The sequence below is a fragment of the Actinokineospora sp. HUAS TT18 genome (assembly GCF_051364635.1).
Lineage (GTDB): Bacteria > Actinomycetota > Actinomycetes > Mycobacteriales > Pseudonocardiaceae > Actinokineospora.
This window is the reverse complement of sequence record NZ_CP195645.1, coordinates 5,427,853-5,443,780: the sequence shown is the minus strand read 5'-3', so window position 1 is coordinate 5,443,780 and position 15,928 is coordinate 5,427,853. Positions and strand designations below refer to the sequence as shown.

The following is a 15,928-nucleotide window of genomic DNA, read 5'->3' as shown; positions in this document are numbered from 1 at the left end:
TCAGCGTCCCGCCTTCGCGGCCTCCACGGCGGCGGCCCGCCGCGCCCGAACCGCGTCGATCAGGTCACGTTCCCGCTGGTCGGCGCCCGGTCCGCTGGTGCCTCTCCGGATGGAATGGCGCAGGAAGGCCAACTCGGTGACGGCGCTGTGGTAGTCGTGCACGGCACGCGCGGCGACCTTGCCCGACGCGATCCGGACCTGCCTGCGCCACTTGCGTCGGCCGGGAAGGCTGCCTAAGAGCTCGACCTCGGACACCACCACGCAGTTGATCTCCACCATGGCGGGCAGCGCGGTGGCGACGATGCGCTGCTCGCGTTTGCGGTGCCAGGTGATGAAGAACAGCACCGCGCCGAAAAGCGGGACCATGACCAGGAAGTACACGGTCAGGAAGGTCGTGGCCGTGCCCAGGGTCGCCGAACCGTTCCACAGCGCGTGCAACACGACCGCGGCGACGTACCCGGCCAGCGGCGCGAAGATCCAGGTGCGTTTCGAAGCCGACTGGGCGGCGAGGCCGATCCCGATGCCGATCATGGCGGTGAACAAGGGATGCGTGAACGGCGACAGGACCCCGCGCAGGATGAAGGCGGCCACGACACCGGGGGACGTGCTGTCGCCGAACCCGTGCTCGGCGAACGCGCGCCCGAAGTAATAGATGTTCTCGGTGAAGGCGAACCCGGTCGCGACGAACCCCGAGTAGACGATCCCGTCGACCACGCCGTCGAACTCCGACCGCAGGAACAGGAAAACGCCGAGGACGAACGCGCCCTTCAGGCCCTCCTCGAACAGCGGCGCCGACACGACGGCGCTGACCTTGTCGCCGTTCCCCTTGCCCAGCAGCAGATCCCCCACCGCCTCCGCGGTGTTGTTGATCAGCAGCGCGGCCACCGTCGCCACACAGGCACCCCAGCCGAACGCCAGCCAGAGCAGGCGCGCGGGCTCCGGCTCCCAGCGGTCCATCCACAGGAACGCCGCCACCACCGGTCCCACGGGCAACAGCGCGGCGCCGATCCCCACGAACTCGGCCACGATCCCGACCCGCGCGGTGCTCAACGCCAACAGCACCAACCCACACGCGGCCAGCACCACAAGCCCGCCGACGGGAAGCAGGACAGTCCACCGCCGAGCGGCGGGGTAGGCAGCGTGAGGTTCAGACACGGAACGTGATCTTAGGGGGCTCAGTCCTCATCCTTGCGCCGCCGACGGCGCGAAGGCGCGGCACCGTGCGCCGCCAGCAGTTCCCGGACGGACTTGCCCTCGGTGTGCGAACCCGCCTGCTCGACGTCCGGCTCCTCGACCCGCCGCCGACGACCGCCGCTGTCCTCCTCCGCCGCCCTGCGCCCCACGACGGGCTGCACGGGGGCGTGGTAGCCGGTCGGGGCGCGGTGGGCGGCCTGGGGGCGGGAACCCGCGGTCTCGTGGTCGCGGGTCACCGGCTGGTGATACCCACTGACCTCAGCATGCGCGGCCCGCCTGCCCTCAGCCGCCGCAGCGGCCGCGACGGGCGGGAAGACTCCGGTCGGCGCCCGACGCCTGCCGCCTTCGGTGCCGTTGACCTGCGGCTCCGGCCGCCGCACCGGCGCGGCGGTCGCCTGGCCATGCCGGACCTGCTCGGCCCGGATCGCCGCGGCGGCCTGCTCGCGCTCAGCGTGCTCGCGAGCCTGCGCCTGTTCGCGCTCAGCCTGCTCACGCCGGATCGCCGCCGCACGCTCCTGCTCTAGCCGAACTGCCGCAGCCCGCTCCTGCTCCTGCCGCGCCGCCGCCGCCCGCGCGGCGGCCTGCTCGCGCTCAGCCTGCTCGCGCTCAGCCTGCTCACGCCGCACCGCCGCGGCGCGCTCCTGCTCCAACCGCGCCGCCGCGGCCTGCTCACGCTCGACCAACTCGCGGGCGAGGACTTGCTCGCGCTCCTGCCGCGCGGCCTGCTCACGCTCGGCCTGCTCGCGGGCCACGACCTGATCCCGCCGCTGGTCGCCACGCCCCTGCCGCGCGGCGGGCTGCTCAGCCGCCCGCGCCGCAGCGGATGCGGGCTCCGCGACCTGATCGCGCCCACGCTCCTCGAACCCCGTCGCCGCGGCCTGCCCGCCGCGGGCAGTAGCCCCGCGCGTCGCGGCGTGGCCGCGCTCCATCCCACGCTCAACACCCGCGCCTGCCACCTGCCCATCGCGGGCCGCGGCACCGCGCGCCCCAGCGTGGCCGCGTTCCCCGCCCTGCTCCTGCCCTGCCGCGTCGCGGGTCGCAGGTGCCTGCCCGCGCACTACCTGGTGCGTTCTGCCGTTAGTAGGCCGCTTGGCTGTGCTGATGTCGCGGATCGCGGGCTGTTCGCCCGTTTCCCACGAAGGCGTCCAGTTCGGGTCGATCCGCTGCCCCGACGCGCCCTCCAGGAACCACCGGTCCGACACCTCGGACGGGTGCGGCGTGAAGTCGGCGCGCCGACCGGGCTCGGGGCGAACGCGTTCGATCATGTCCGTCTGCGCGTCAGCCGGTTTTCCCGCGGTGATCCGGCGGAGCGGCGTGTTCGGCAGGACTCGCTTGTCGTTCTCGGCGAGGGCGCGCATCCGGGTGGCCTCGGCGCGCAGCGCGACGCGTTCGACGAGCACCTCACCGCCGCCGAGCAGCATCTCCAGGTGCTCGCGCATCGACCGGAGTTCGGCGCGCAGTTCGGCGAGGTCGTCGCGGGACTCGGCTTCGAACTTGGCCTTGGCCTCCGCCTCGACCTCGAGCTCGTACTCGCGGCGCGCGGCGATCTCGCGTTCCAGCTCCAGCTCGTAGACCTTCTGCAGGGCGGCGGCGTCCTCGGCACGGTCGGCCACCTGCTTGCGGTACCTGGCGGCGAGGAACGCCCCGACTAACGCGGCCCACAGCGCGGCGACCACTCCCAGGCGCATCCACCGCACGGACTCGCTCAGCACCAGCACGGCGGTCGCGGCCATGGCCAGCCCCACCGCGGCGAGCAGCATCGCCCGAGCGCCCAGGGATCCGGTCGTGCCGTTCATGCGCCACACCGTACCCGGTCGTTACCTCGGCGAGACCAAACGGATGTCGATTAGTTTGTTCGTGAGCGGTCGTGTCGCTGGTCATCGGGGTCGGTCGGGGTCTTGCAGCAGTACTCCAGCCACAGCGCGGCCGCGATCAGCGCCAGCGCGCAAACAGCGCCGATGATCGCGCTGACCGTGTCCGACTTGGCCGCGTCGATCTGCCCGCTCTCCGGCAGCACATACCCCAGCACCGCCAGCCACGCGCCGAGCATGATCGCGCCGAGCAGCGACGACGCCTTGGCCAGCGCGACCGCGCGCGCCGCCGTCAGCGGCTGCACCGGCTTGCCCGAGGTCGCCCGGATCCGGCCGCGCAGCGCGAACCCGAACACGACCTCGACGACCGCCAGCACCAGCAGCGTGATCCCGGCGAGGGTGGGCAGCCGCGGCAGCTCACCCCAGACAAGCCTCAGCGCTAGGTACACCGCCACGGCCGTGACCGCGCCCGCCGGGACCAGATCGCTCGCCTTCGTGAACCTCACAGCACCCCCACCCTGCGCACACCCTCAGTGTCCAAAGTAGACAAAAGTTCGCGGGCCGACCCGTGCCCCGGCACCACCGCGTCCGGCTCGACATCGAGCCACGGGATCAGCACCGTCGCCCGCTCCGGCGTCCCCGGATGCGGCAGCAACAGCTCCGGGTCGTCGCAGGTCACGCCGTCCACGGTGACCACGTCGACATCGAGCGTCCGCGGCCCCCAGTGCTGGGTGCGCACGCGACCGGCCTTGTTCTCCAACTCCTGACCGCGCCGCAGCCAACCCCACTCGTCGGTGCCGTCGTCCTCGACGATCAGGACCGCGTTGAGGAAGTCGGGCTGGTCGGTGACCCCCCACGCCGCCGTCTCGTATACCGGGGACACCGCGACCAGCACGTCGGCGAACCCGTCGACGGCCAGCCGCAGGTGCGCGAGCCGGTCGCCGAGGTTGGACCCGATGGACAGCACGGCCCTGGTCATCCGCGGTTCCGCCGGGACCGCCGCACGGTGACGGCCACGTCGGCGAAGGTCAGCGGGATCGGCGCGCTGGGCTTGTGGACGGTGACCTCGACCGCGTGCACCCGCGCGTCGGCCATCTCGGCGTCGGCGATCTCGGCGGCGACCGTCTCGATCAGATCGCGCGACGGGCCCGCGACGACGGCGGCGGCGCGTTCGGCGAGTTCGCCGTAGTGGACGGTGTGCTGGAGGTCGTCGGTCGCGGCGGCCTTGGCCAGGTCGATCCACAGGGTGATGTCGACGACGAACTCCTGCCCGTCGCGCTTCTCGTGGTCGAAGACGCCGTGGTTGCCGCGCACACGCAGCCCCGTCAGCGTGATCCGGTCGGTCACCGTGCCCCCTTCATCGCCGCCACCACCGCGACCGCGTCGAGCGACCGGTCGACGTCGTGCACCCGCACACCCCAGGCCCCCGCCACGGCGGCGATGGTCGAGATGGCCGTCGTGGCGTCCTCGCGCCCGTCCGGCGGCCGCGGCGTCCCGTCGGCGTCGGCCAGCAGGCTGCCGAGGAACCGCTTGCGAGAGGCGCCGACCAGTACGGGAAAGCCCTCCGACACGAAGACGTCGAGCCTGCGCAGCAGCGCCCAGTTGTGCGCGGCGTTCTTCGCGAAGCCGAGCCCCGGGTCGAGCACGATCATGTCCGCGTCGACCCCGGCCCGCATCGCCTTGTCGGCCTGCTGGAGCAGTTCGTCGTGCACCTCGGCCACGACGTCGCGGTAGTCGGCGAGCGCGTCCATCTCCCGGCTGTGTCCACGCCAGTGCATGAGGATCCAGGGACACTCGGCCGCGGCGGCCACCTTGCCCATGTCCGGGTCGGCCAGCCCGCCGGACACGTCGTTGATCACCGTGGCCCCCGCGGCCAGCGCCGCCTCGGCCACCCTCGCCCGCGTTGTGTCCACACTCACCACAGCCCCCTCGGCGGCGAGTTGACTGATCACGGGGATGATCCGCTCGATCTCCGTCGCCGCGTCGACCCGCTCCGCCCCCGGCCGCGTCGACTCACCACCCACGTCGATCAGGTCGGCGCCCCGCCGCCACATCGCCACCCCGTGCGCGACCGCGTCGTCGACCCCGAGGTACCGCCCACCGTCCGAAAAGGAGTCGGGCGTCACATTGAGGACACCCATCACCGCACAGCGACCGGGATCTGGCAGCAAGCTCACCTAGTCCGCCCATTGATCAATTCGATTGCCTCGGCCCGCGACGACGCAGACGACTTCAAAATCCCCCGCAGCGCCGATGTCGTGGTCCGCGCCCCCGGCTTGCGAATACCCCGCATGGCCATACAGAGATGCTCCGCCTCAATGACCACAATGACTCCGCGCGGCTCCAGCTTCCGCATCATCGCGTCCGCGATCTGCGAGGTCAGCCGCTCCTGCACCTGGGGGCGCTTGGAGTAGAGGTCGACGAGCCTGGCCAGTTTGGATAGACCGGTGACCCGCCCCTGCTCATTCGGGATATAGCCCACATGCGCAACACCGTGGAATGGCACTAAATGATGTTCACAGGTCGAAAACATCGGGATGTCGGTCACCAAGACGAGTTCGTCGTGGCTTTCGTCGAAGGTCTTGTCGAGGACCGATTCCGGGTTCGTGTACAAACCGGCGAAAAGCTCGTGATAAGCCCGTGCCACCCGAGCGGGCGTGTCGACCAGGCCGTCGCGGTCCGGGTCCTCGCCGCAGGCCAGCAGCAGTTCGCGGACGGCCTTCTCCGCGCGGTCCTGGTCGAAGCCCAGGGCCGGGACGGCGTCAGTCGTCCCGGCCCCGAACCTCACGTTGTCGTTCATCGGTACCTCCGAGATGGGCGGGCTGTCCGCCACCATCCCATTAGGAACCGTTCGGGCGCCCATCGGAGTCCTGATCCCGATCCTTGGACTCCTGGTGGCGGCCGTCGCCGCGCTCGTTCTGCTGCTCGCCCCACGACGGCTGCCACGACTGGTGCGGCCCACCCTGCGGGGTGGTGGCCGGGGTCCAGCCGGGAGGCGCGCCGTAGTGCGGCGGCCCGGAGTGCCTGCCGCCAGCGGGCTCGGCCGGGCGGCCGTACGGCGGCGGCGTGCCATAGCCGGGCTGACCGTACGGGCCAGGCTGGCCGTAGGGACCGGGCTGGCCGTACGGCGGCGCCGCGCCGTTGCCGCTCGGGGGCAGCTCGGGCATGCCGCGCGGCGGCCCGCCCGGGGTGTCCGCGGCGCCGGGGGCGACCGCGACCGGGGTCGGGACCTCCTCGGGCCACGGCTCGCCGCGTTCCTTCGCCAGCTCGCGCGGGGTCTTGATCGGCGGCTTGTCCGACGGGGTGCGCTCGCCGAAGTCGTTGAACGCGGTGATCCGGGGGCGCTTCTCCACGTTGGAGAAGATCCGCTCCAGGTCCTTGCGCGTCAGCGTCTCCTTCTCCAGCAGCTCCACCACCAGCTCGTCGAGCACGTCGCGGTAGGTGTTGAGCACGTCCCACGCCTCGGTGTGCGCGGCCTCGATGAGCTTGCGCACCTCCTCGTCGATCTCGTGGGCGACCTCAAGCGAGTAGTCCGGCGCGTGGCCCATCGAGCGGCCCAGGAACGGGTCGCCCTGGTCCTGGCCGTACTTGACCGCGCCGAGCCGGGCGCTCATGCCGTACTCGGTCACCATCGCCTTGGCGATCTTGGTGGCCTGCTCGATGTCGCTGGACGCGCCGGTCGTCGGCTCGTGGAACACCAGTTCCTCCGCCGAGCGGCCGCCGAGGGCGAACACCAGGCGGGCGATCATCTCCGAGCGGGTCATGAGCTGCTTGTCGTCCTCGGGGACGACCAGTGCGTGCCCGCCGGTCCGGCCGCGCGGCAGGATCGTGAGCTTGTAGACCGGCTCCAGGTCGGGCATCGCCCACGCGGCGAGGGCGTGGCCGCCCTCGTGGTAGGCGGTGATCTTCTTCTCCTTGTCGGAGATGATCCGGCTCTTGCGCGCCGGGCCGCCGATGACCCGGTCGACCGACTCCTCCAGCGCGGCGCCGTTGATCAGCGAGCCGTTCTGGCGGGCGGTGAGCAGGGCGGCCTCGTTGAGCACGTTGGCCAGGTCGGCGCCGGACATGCCGACGGTGCGCTTCGCCAGGCTGTGCAGATCGGCGTCCGGCGCCATCGGCTTGCCCTTGGAGTGCACTTCCAGGATCTTCTTGCGGCCCATCAGGTCCGGCGCGGACACCGGGATCTGCCGGTCGAACCGGCCTGGGCGCAGCAGCGCGGGGTCGAGGATGTCGGGGCGGTTGGTAGCGGCGATCAGGATGATGCCGCCGCGCGCGTCGAAGCCGTCCATCTCGACCAGCAGCTGGTTGAGGGTCTGCTCGCGCTCGTCGTGGCCGCCGCCGAGGCCGGCGCCGCGCTGGCGGCCGACCGCGTCGATCTCGTCGACGAAGATGATGCACGGGGAGTTCTGCTTGGCCTGCTCGAACAGGTCGCGGACCCGCGAGGCACCGACACCGACGAACATCTCGACGAAGTCGGAGCCGGAGATCGAGTAGAACGGCACCCCGGCCTCACCGGCGACGGCTCGGGCGAGCAGCGTCTTACCGGTTCCCGGCGGGCCGTAGAGCAGCACGCCCTTGGGGATCTTGGCGCCGAGCGCCTGGTAGCGGGCCGGGTTCTGCAGGAAGTCCTTGATCTCGTAGAGCTCCTCGACCGCCTCGTCCGCGCCCGCGACGTCGGCGAACGTGGTCTTCGGCATGTCCTTGGGCAACTGCTTGGCCTTGGACTTGCCGAAGTTGAGTACCCGGTTCCCGCCGCCCTGGACGTTGTTCATCATCCACATGAGCAGCAGCAACAGCAGGCCCAGCGGGATGAGGAAGATCAGGATCTGGGTGAGGAACGAGTCCTGGGTGACGATCGTCTTGAACTCGGTCCCGGTCTTGCCGATGATCGATTCGAAGATCTGCGGCGTCGCCCCGGCCGGGTACTGGGAGATGATCTTGGTGACCGACTGGCCGTCCTGGTCGATCGGGGAGTTCAGCGTCAGCTTGAGCTGCTGTTCCTTGTCGCCCAGCTCGACGAGCTTGACGTTGCCGGCTTGGATCTGGGCGACGGCCTTGGAGGTGGGCACCGAGGTGTAGCCCCGGGTGTCGTCGAACAGCATGCTGAACGCGAAATAGATCAGCAACACCGCCAGGATCCAAAGCAGCGGGTTGCGAAGCAGGCGCTTGCGGTCCATTAACTTACGGCCGCCGGGCGGCCTCCACCCTCCCTGACTTGCATGTGAGGGCAATGACGACCATTACCCGACCGGACGGGGCCTCCGGTCCCACCAGAGTACCGCCCGGTGTGCACCCCCAACCGCACGAAGTGCGGACGAGGTGCCCTTCGTAGTCAACGCCGCTCGGCGCGGAAGGGTTCCCGGGATGTCCGGATCGGGAATTTCCCGAGCTGAGAGGTGTCGTCCTACGAGGTGTAGACCTTGGGGTCGAGCGTGCCGATGTAGGGCAGGTCGCGGTAGCGCTCGGCGAAGTCGAGGCCGTAGCCGACGACGAACTCGTTGGGGATCTCGAAGCCGACGTACTTCACCGGCACGTCCACCTTGATCGCGTCGGGCTTGCGCAGCAGGGTGCACACCTCCAGCGACTTCGGGTTGCGCGACTGCAGGTTCTTGAGCAGCCACGACAGGGTCAGCCCCGAGTCGATGATGTCCTCGATGATCACCACGTCGCGCCCGGCGATGTCGCGGTCGAGGTCCTTCAGGATGCGCACCACACCGGAGGAGGAGGTGGCCGAGCCGTAGGAGCTGACGGCCATGAACTCCAGCTGCGTTGGCACCTGCAGCGCGCGGGCGAAGTCGGTCATGAACATGACCGCGCCCTTCAGGACGCCGACCAGCACCAGGTCGGTGCCGTTCTCCGGGTAGTCGTTGGCGACCTGCTTGGCCAGCTCCGCGATCTTCTCGTCGATCTGCTGCTCGGTGATCAACACGGACGCGATGTCGCCGTCGTACACGGTGGTCCCTCTCAGGAGTCAGGCTTGTCGAAAATCAGCCTGCCATGAGCTCGGCGTGCCACCAAGCCGCCCGGCAGGGCGACACCCCCTTGACCTCGCCACTTTCCGACAAGGTCGTCGGCGGCGCGGAGGTGCGCGTCGGTCAGTTCGTCCACGCCCGCCTGGATGAGCCAGCTCCGCAGCACCCGCCTGCGCAGCGCGGGCGGCGCCGACGTGAGGTCCGCCACGCGCAGGTCGGCGCCGTCGGCCGCGGCGGCGTGGAGATCGTCGGCGAGCGCGTCGAGCGCGGCCAGGTCCTCGCGCAGTTGGGCGGCGGTGCGGGCCAGCGCGGACCCGACGCCGCCGTTCAGGACTTCCTCCATGAGGGGGAGGACTTCGCGGCGCAGGCGGACGCGGGTGAAGCGGAGGTCGAGGTTGTGCGGGTCGTCCCACGGGGTCAGCCCGAGCGCGGCGCACGCGGCGCGGGTGGTGGCGCGGGTGACGTCGAGCAGCGGCCGCGCCCACGGCGGGTCGAGGGGGCGCATCCCGGCGATGGAGCGCGGGCCGGAGCCGCGGCCGAGGCCGAGCAGGACGGTCTCGGCCTGGTCGTCGCGGGTGTGGCCGAGCAGGACGAGCCCGTCGGCGGCTTCGCGGAGCGCGGCGTAGCGGGCGCGGCGCGCGGCGGCTTCGAGTCCACCCGGTCCGTCGACGGTGACTTTGAGGACGCGCGTGGCGAGACCGAGCGTTTCGAGTTGCTCCGCGGTGCGGGCCGCGACCTCGGCGGAGCCCTCTTGCAGGCCGTGGTCGACGGTCAGGCCGGTGACGCGCAGGCCCATCCGGCTGCCGACGTGCTGGGCGGCGGCGGCCAGGGCCAGCGAGTCGGCGCCGCCGGAGACAGCGACCGACACGGCGTCGGGACATGCCTCGGTGAGCAGGTGGCGGACCGCGACCCGGACCTCGGCGACGGCGGGTGGCGGCTTCACGCGACGCGGCGCAGCCAAGCGTCGGGGTCGGCGATCTCCGCGCGCAGCGGCAGCGTCTCCGGCGACGTCCACACCCGGTTGAACCCGGCCATGCCGACCGCGTCGACCACGTGCCGGGTGAACTTGGCGCCCTCGGCGTACTGCTTCATCTTCGCGTCCACGCCCAGCAGGGTGCGCAGGACCCGGTCGAGCAGCCCGCCGCCGCGCCTGCGCTCGGTGAACCGCGCGCGGATGGTCTCCACGCTGGGCACCACGATCGGTCCGACGGCGTCCATGACGTGGTCGGCGTGGCCTTCCAGCAGCGTCGACAGGGCGATGAGCCGGTCGAAGATCTCGCGCTGCGCGGGCGACTGCAGCATCTCCATCACGCTGACCGGGTCGGGCCGCGACCGGACCGCGCGCAGCACCTCCGGCAGCCGGGAGACAGCGGTGTTGGCGCTGTCGTCGAGACCCTTGATAAAGGCGGCCACCTGGCCCTGGAAGTAGTCGCGCAGCCAGTCGACAGCGGTGAACTGGAGCCGGTGGGTGCACTCGTGCAGACACACCCAGAGCTGGAAGTCGTCGGCGGACACGTCGAGCGCACGCTGCGCGGCGACGATGTTGGGCGCGACCAGCAGCAGCCTGCCGCCATCGCCGCCGAACGGGTCGTACTGGCCGAGGACGCGGCTGCCCAGGTAGGCCAGGACGATGCCGGTCTGGAGACCCGCGCTGCCCGCCATGATCCCCGCGGACACCTTGCCCGACCGCTGCGGCAGCGCGCCGTCGGTCAGCGCGGCGATGCCGCGGGTGGCCGCCTCGACCCAGCCATCGCGGTCGACCACGTCGCCGTCGCGCAGCGGCAGGTCGAGGCCGAGGCCGGTGAGGTCGCGGACGTGGCCCTCAGCCACCGCCGTGAGGCCGCGCAGGGCCGACACGGTGTGTTCGGCCTCGTCCCGGCTCACCGGGGGCCCTGGCCGGATCAGCCGCCGAGCGGTGGCGATCGCCAGGTCCCAGTCGACGGGGGCCACCCCGCCGGTCACATCCGCATCCGCCGCCGCGTTCACACCCGCGACGCTACCCTCACTGGCAGCCGCATTGGCGCAAAGTCGCCGCCACGACATCGAGCGCGGGCTGGGCCTGCCCGGTATCGGAACCGTTGGTGACCATGGCGAACACCAGCAGCCTGCCGTCCTTGTCGAGCACGACACCGGCCAGGGAATTCACCCCCGAAGCGCCCAGGGTGCCGGTCTTGGCCCGCACCCAGCCGCGCCCGCCGGAGGCGGCCGGGTCGGCGTAGCGGGTGGCCAGGGTGCCGCTGCCGCCCGCGACGGGAAGCCCGCCGAGCAGTGGCCGCAGCTTCACGGTGCGCGGGTCGGACCCGTCGGGCGCGGCGGCGACCCTGAGCACGTCGGCGAGCAGGGCGGCGGTCGCCTTGTCCAGTGTGGACAGTCCACTTCCGTCACTCATCGCGACGCCGGTAACGTCAAAACCGTTGTTACGCAAGGTGTCCAGAACGGCTCCGGTGCCGCCAGCGAACGAAGCTTCCTTGTTCGTCGCCTTCGCCACCTCGCGGGCCAGGACCTCGGCGAGCACGTTGTCGGACCGCTGCAGGACGGTGTCGACCAACTCGACCATCGGCGCCGACTTGACCTCGCCGAGCACCTTCGCGTCCGGCTTGGCCTTCGCGAGCGCGCTCGCGGGCACCTTCGCCCCGATCCGCTTGGCGAACGCCTCGGCGAGCGCGCGGGCCGGGTTGTCGGTGCGGGCGACCGTGGCCTTGGTCGGATCCGCGCGGCCGCCGTCCATCATCGCGGGCACGATCGGCGCGATGTGCCCACCGGGGACGTCGCGCGGGTCCCAGCCCTGGGCCATGAAGTCGCCCTGGTAGCGCTCGAGGTCGACCATGACGGTGTCGACGGGGCCCGCCGCTTTGACCTGCGCGACGAGTTCGTCAAGGTGCGCGGCCCCGGGGTAGACGGACTCCTTGCCCGCGGCGAGGGACGAGAGCGTCGGGTCGCCGCCGCCGACGATCACAACGGTCCCCGGCTTGTCCCCCGCGACGACCTTGGTCGACAGCTGCTCGGAGTGCGGGAGCGCCAGGAGGGCCGCCGCCGTGGTGAGCAACTTGATCGTCGACGCGGGAATCAACGGCGTCGTCGGATTCCGCTCGAACAGCACCTTGCCCGTCGTCGGGTCGATGACCGTGCCGGTCAGCGTGCCCAGAGCGGGGCTCGCCACCGCCCCGGCCACCGCGGCCTGCACCCCCGCCGCCGACGGCGCGGGCACGTCGGCCCCGGGCCCCCGCAACGTCGGCGTGAACTGCACCGGCGGCGCGGGCGGAGCGATCTGGACCTCCGGCTCCCCGGACGCCAGCCCGATCTTGGCCGCCAACCCGGGCACGGCCACAACGGCACCGGCGCCCAACGCCACGACAGCCGCGATCACCCCACCGACCAGCACCCCTTTCCGCCTACGCGGTCTGGCGGGCTCCGGCTCAGGCGCGGACGGAGTCGACTCCGGCGGCGGGCCCTGCCGGGGGGAGTCATCAACGACAGGGCCCGACCGCACCACCTCCGGCGGCTCAGCCTGCCGCGGCCTGACCGGCGGCGGCCCCGACCGCACCGGAACAGGAGGCGACGGCGGCCGGGAAAGAAACTGTGTCTCCTCCGCCGACCCAGGAATCCCACTCGGCGGCGGCCCAGCAGGCCGCGGCGGCGCCTGCCGCTTGGGCGCGGGCCGCGACGGAGGAGTCCGAATGACCGGCGGCGGCGGGGCAGGCGGCCTGCGGGTCGGCACGGTCTTGCTGTCCGGCACCGGCAACCGCGTGGTCATCTCCCCCGGTCGCGGCCCCACCGGCGAGAACCCGACCACGGTCGGCGGGTCGACGTAGCCGGGCCTCTCGGGCTCAACCCGCTCGCTCGGCTCCGCCTCTACTTCGAGGTTCGGTGCTTCAACGTCGCTTGACGCCACCTCAACAGACGAGTCGGGCTCGACGTACTCAACCTCGGCCGCCGTCTCGCCATAGCCGGACGACTCCACCTCGGCGTAACCGGGCGACTCCACAGTCGCCGTCTCGCCATAGCCGAGCGCGTCCACCTCGACGTAGCCCTGTGGCTCAACGTCACTCGGCGCCACCTCAACAGGCGACTCAGGCTCGACGTAACCCCGCGACTCCACCTCGGTCGCGGACGCCTCCAGCTCTGCGGGCGGCTCGACGTAGCCCTGTGACTCCACATCACTCGGCGCCACCTCGACGGGCGACTCGGGCTGGTAGTCCGGCGGCTCCACCTCGGCGGCAGGCCCGTGACCGGTCGGCCGCGCCTCGGCAGCAGACTCGGCCCTCTCCGCGTAACCACGCGGCTCCTCTTCAACGGGCAGCTCGATGTCGCCTTGCGGCTCTACCTCCGGCTCGATGCGTGGCTCTGTCGGCTCGGCGAAGTCCGGCTGGACCGCCTCGGCCAGAGGCTCCGGCTCAGCCGACCCGGCATGGTTGTTCTCGGCGGGCGCGACGGGCTCAACGAACGCGGTCCGCTCAGCGTTGACAGGCAGAGCGGCCGTCTCCTCCGCCCCGAACGTCGCACCCCAGGTGACGGCCTGATCCACCGGAGTGAACGGCCGGTCCCCCCACGATCCCGACTCGACGGGCTCGGCCTCGGCGGCGACTCCCGGCCCAGCCCCACGCTCCAGCCACGAGTCCCGCGCGCGTTCCGCCAGAGGCTCGGCATCCGCCTCAGCCTCGTGTTCCGCCTCATCCGCGGTTTCCGGGCCGACCTCGGCATCCGCCGCCAGGCCCAACTCCGGCTCAAGTTCATCCGGTTCAGCCGTCCCCGCAGACCACGACCCCGCCTCAGCCGCGAAGTTCGAACCCGACTCCCGCCCGAACGCGTCACGCGAGCTGAACGCCGGTCGAGCCGAATCCGACTCGACCGCGGGCTCTGGCTCCGCCTCTCGCTCGAACGCGTCCGGCTCCGAGCTGAACGCCGATGGCTCCGGCTCGCCCGCCAGAGCTGATCCCGACCCAACCGCTGCGGTGTCCACCGCTCGCCCGTACCCGGCATCGCGAGGCTCCGCCTCCACCGGGAAGTCCGAACTCGACCCCCCAGCACGCCCGACGTCATGCGGCTCGGTCTCCACCGCGGAGTCCGAACCCGGCTCGACCTCGATGTCCGGGACAGGATGCGTGGAATCCGGCTCCCCCACACCCTCAAAGTCGTGCGACCCAGCCTCGCCCGCGTCGTCCGCGACAAGAAGTGCGGGATCGCCCTCATCCACACGCCCGAAGTCGCGCGACTCGCGCTCCACCGCGACATCCGCGACAACATGCCCGGGATCCGGCTCGCCCCCATCCGCGCGGCCGAGGTCGCGCGACTCAGGCTCTACCCCGACGTCCGCGACAACGTGTCCGGGATCCGCCGCAACCGCGCCCTCACGCCCAAAGACCTGCGACTCAGGCTCCACCGCGCCGTCCGCGACTAGCTGTGCGGGATCGCCCTCATCCGCGCTCCCGAAATCGCGCGACTCAGGCTCCACTGCGAAGTCCGAACCCGGCTCATCCGCGACAGGATGTGCGGGATCCGGCTCGACCGCGACGTCCGGCTCAGGCCCGGAGTCCGCATCCCCCGCGGCTTCGGGCTCCGACTCCACCGCAAGATCGTGCTCGGCGGCCACCGAATCAAGCTCGACAGCGGGGTCCGCCCCGACGGCGAGTTCCCCCGCATCGCCATCCGGCACCTCACCTGCCACGTCCGCCCGCGCGACCGGACCCGCGGCCTCACGCTCTCCGCCGGACTCAGGCGCCGACTCCACCTCGGCCTCGCGCGCTCGCTCCAAAACCGGCCCAGCCTCGGCGTCCAAGCCCGACAGCTCAGCCTCGCGCACTCGCTCCGAACCCGGCTCAGGCTCGGCGTCCAGGCCCGACGACTCAGCCTCGCCAGCCCGCTCCAAAACCGGCCCAGCCTCGGCCTCCGAGCCCGACGGCTCATCGACCTCAGCCGATGGCCACATCGACTCGTCACCCAAGGCCACCGGTTCCGCGGTCGGCCACGGAACGTCCGCCGGTTTTTCACTCGCCTGGGTGGTTGCCTGAGGACCGTCCGCAGGGGGGTTTCCGACGTGGGTCTCGTCACGTATCGCGGGCGGCGGCGCCGTCCCAGCGGCCGCAGGAACCTCATCGTCGTCCAGCGAAGGCCAGAGGTCGTCCTCCTCCGCGGGCCAAGCCAGCGCGCCCGGGAACTGCGCCGAAGACTGTTTCCCCTGGTCAGAAGGCCGCGTCAAGGGTAGGGCCTGCTCGTGGCCTGCCGAGTGGTCGTGCTCAGGCACCCGTGTTCCTCCCCTGACACCGCGCTGAATCTCACACGGTCGTCCACCCGGTTCGGTTCTGGCCATCGGGACGCCGTGGTCCACACTAGTGGCGTAACGAGGACAGCCGAGACGAGCGAGGGACGGCGTGGAGTTCGACGTCACCATCGAGATCCCCAAGGGAAATCGAAACAAGTACGAGATGGACCATGAGTCGGGGCGCATCAAGCTCGACCGCACCCTGTTCACCGCCACGCAGTACCCGGCCGACTACGGCTTCGTGGACAACACCCTCGGCGAGGACGGTGACCCCCTGGACGCGCTGGTCCTGGTGCAGGAGCCGACCTTCCCCGGCTGCCTCATCCGCGCCCGCGCGATCGGCATGTTCCGCATGACCGACGAGAAGGGCGGCGACGACAAGGTCCTGTGCGTCCCGGCGCACGACCCGCGTACCGAGCACCTGCGCGACATCCACCACCTCGCGGAGTACCACCGCCTGGAGATCCAGCACTTCTTCGAGGTCTACAAGGACCTGGAGCCCGGCAAGAGCGTCGAGGGCGCCAGCTGGGTCGGCCGCACCGAGGCCGAGGCCGAGATCGAGCGGTCCTACAAGCGCCTCAAGGACGCGGGCGGCCAGTACCACTAGGCCCCACCGTCGAAAGCCCCGTGCCGAGAGGCGCGGGGCTTTCGTGCGTCACAGGCCGCACACAGCGAACACATAGGCACGCGGC

Annotated in this window: 14 protein-coding genes; 2 read left to right on the top strand and 12 right to left on the bottom strand. The window is 71.3% G+C overall.

Going from position 1 to position 15,928, the window contains the following annotated elements; translation table 11 throughout:
• From ACSHT8_RS25115 to dacB, 12 genes are all read right to left on the bottom strand, one after another.
• Entirely contained in the window at positions 1–1,155 is a 1,155-nt protein-coding gene (locus ACSHT8_RS25115; RefSeq protein ID WP_436493354.1) for a PrsW family intramembrane metalloprotease, read from the bottom strand.
• A 20-nt stretch (positions 1,156–1,175) separates the two neighbouring features.
• Positions 1,176–2,990: a DUF6779 domain-containing protein gene (locus ACSHT8_RS25110; protein WP_436493353.1), complete on the bottom strand. Its 1,815-nt coding sequence runs from the start codon at positions 2,988–2,990 to the stop codon at positions 1,176–1,178.
• Between the two features lie 50 nt (positions 2,991–3,040).
• Positions 3,041–3,511, bottom strand: coding sequence for a DUF3180 domain-containing protein (locus ACSHT8_RS25105; protein ID WP_436493352.1), 471 nt, complete (start codon positions 3,509–3,511; stop codon positions 3,041–3,043).
• A complete protein-coding gene (gene folK / locus ACSHT8_RS25100) occupies positions 3,508–3,984 on the bottom strand; it encodes a 2-amino-4-hydroxy-6-hydroxymethyldihydropteridine diphosphokinase (protein WP_436493351.1) in 477 nt (158 codons plus the stop codon). The genes ACSHT8_RS25105 and folK overlap by 4 nt, the downstream gene beginning before the upstream one ends.
• A complete protein-coding gene (gene folB, locus ACSHT8_RS25095) occupies positions 3,981–4,352 on the bottom strand; it encodes a dihydroneopterin aldolase (protein WP_436493350.1) in 372 nt (123 codons plus the stop codon). Before folB ends, folK begins: the two co-directional genes overlap by 4 nt.
• Positions 4,349–5,146, bottom strand: coding sequence for a dihydropteroate synthase (folP, locus tag ACSHT8_RS25090; protein WP_436493349.1), 798 nt, complete (start codon positions 5,144–5,146; stop codon positions 4,349–4,351). The genes folB and folP overlap by 4 nt, the downstream gene beginning before the upstream one ends.
• 32 nt (positions 5,147–5,178) lie before the next feature.
• The gene (gene folE / locus ACSHT8_RS25085) at positions 5,179–5,805 is read right to left on the bottom strand and encodes a GTP cyclohydrolase I FolE (protein ID WP_436493348.1); all 627 of its coding nucleotides are present in this window, start codon (positions 5,803–5,805) and stop codon (positions 5,179–5,181) included.
• 40 nt (positions 5,806–5,845) lie between these two features.
• A complete protein-coding gene (gene ftsH, locus ACSHT8_RS25080; protein WP_436493347.1) occupies positions 5,846–8,182 on the bottom strand; it encodes an ATP-dependent zinc metalloprotease FtsH in 2,337 nt (778 codons plus the stop codon).
• Positions 8,183–8,409: 227 nt separating this feature from the next.
• Entirely contained in the window at positions 8,410–8,958 is a 549-nt protein-coding gene (gene hpt, locus ACSHT8_RS25075; RefSeq protein ID WP_436493346.1) for a hypoxanthine phosphoribosyltransferase, read from the bottom strand.
• Between the two features lie 11 nt (positions 8,959–8,969).
• The gene (tilS, locus tag ACSHT8_RS25070) at positions 8,970–9,920 is read right to left on the bottom strand and encodes a tRNA lysidine(34) synthetase TilS (protein WP_436493345.1); all 951 of its coding nucleotides are present in this window, start codon (positions 9,918–9,920) and stop codon (positions 8,970–8,972) included.
• Positions 9,917–10,963 (bottom strand): zinc-dependent metalloprotease, encoded by a 1,047-nt coding sequence (locus ACSHT8_RS25065; protein ID WP_436493344.1) that lies wholly within the window; start codon positions 10,961–10,963, stop codon positions 9,917–9,919. Before ACSHT8_RS25065 ends, tilS begins: the two co-directional genes overlap by 4 nt.
• A 16-nt stretch (positions 10,964–10,979) precedes the next feature.
• A complete protein-coding gene (gene dacB, locus ACSHT8_RS25060; RefSeq protein ID WP_436493343.1) occupies positions 10,980–13,937 on the bottom strand; it encodes a D-alanyl-D-alanine carboxypeptidase/D-alanyl-D-alanine endopeptidase in 2,958 nt (985 codons plus the stop codon).
• A 174-nt stretch (positions 13,938–14,111) separates the two neighbouring features.
• On the opposite strand from dacB, the gene ACSHT8_RS25055 reads away from it, so the two are divergent.
• Both ACSHT8_RS25055 and ACSHT8_RS25050 read left to right on the top strand, forming a co-directional pair.
• Entirely contained in the window at positions 14,112–14,375 is a 264-nt protein-coding gene (locus ACSHT8_RS25055) for a hypothetical protein (RefSeq protein ID WP_436493342.1), read from the top strand.
• Positions 14,376–15,345: 970 nt separating this feature from the next.
• Positions 15,346–15,843, top strand: coding sequence for an inorganic diphosphatase (locus ACSHT8_RS25050; protein WP_436493341.1), 498 nt, complete (start codon positions 15,346–15,348; stop codon positions 15,841–15,843).
• The last annotated feature ends 85 nt before the right edge of the window (positions 15,844–15,928 follow it).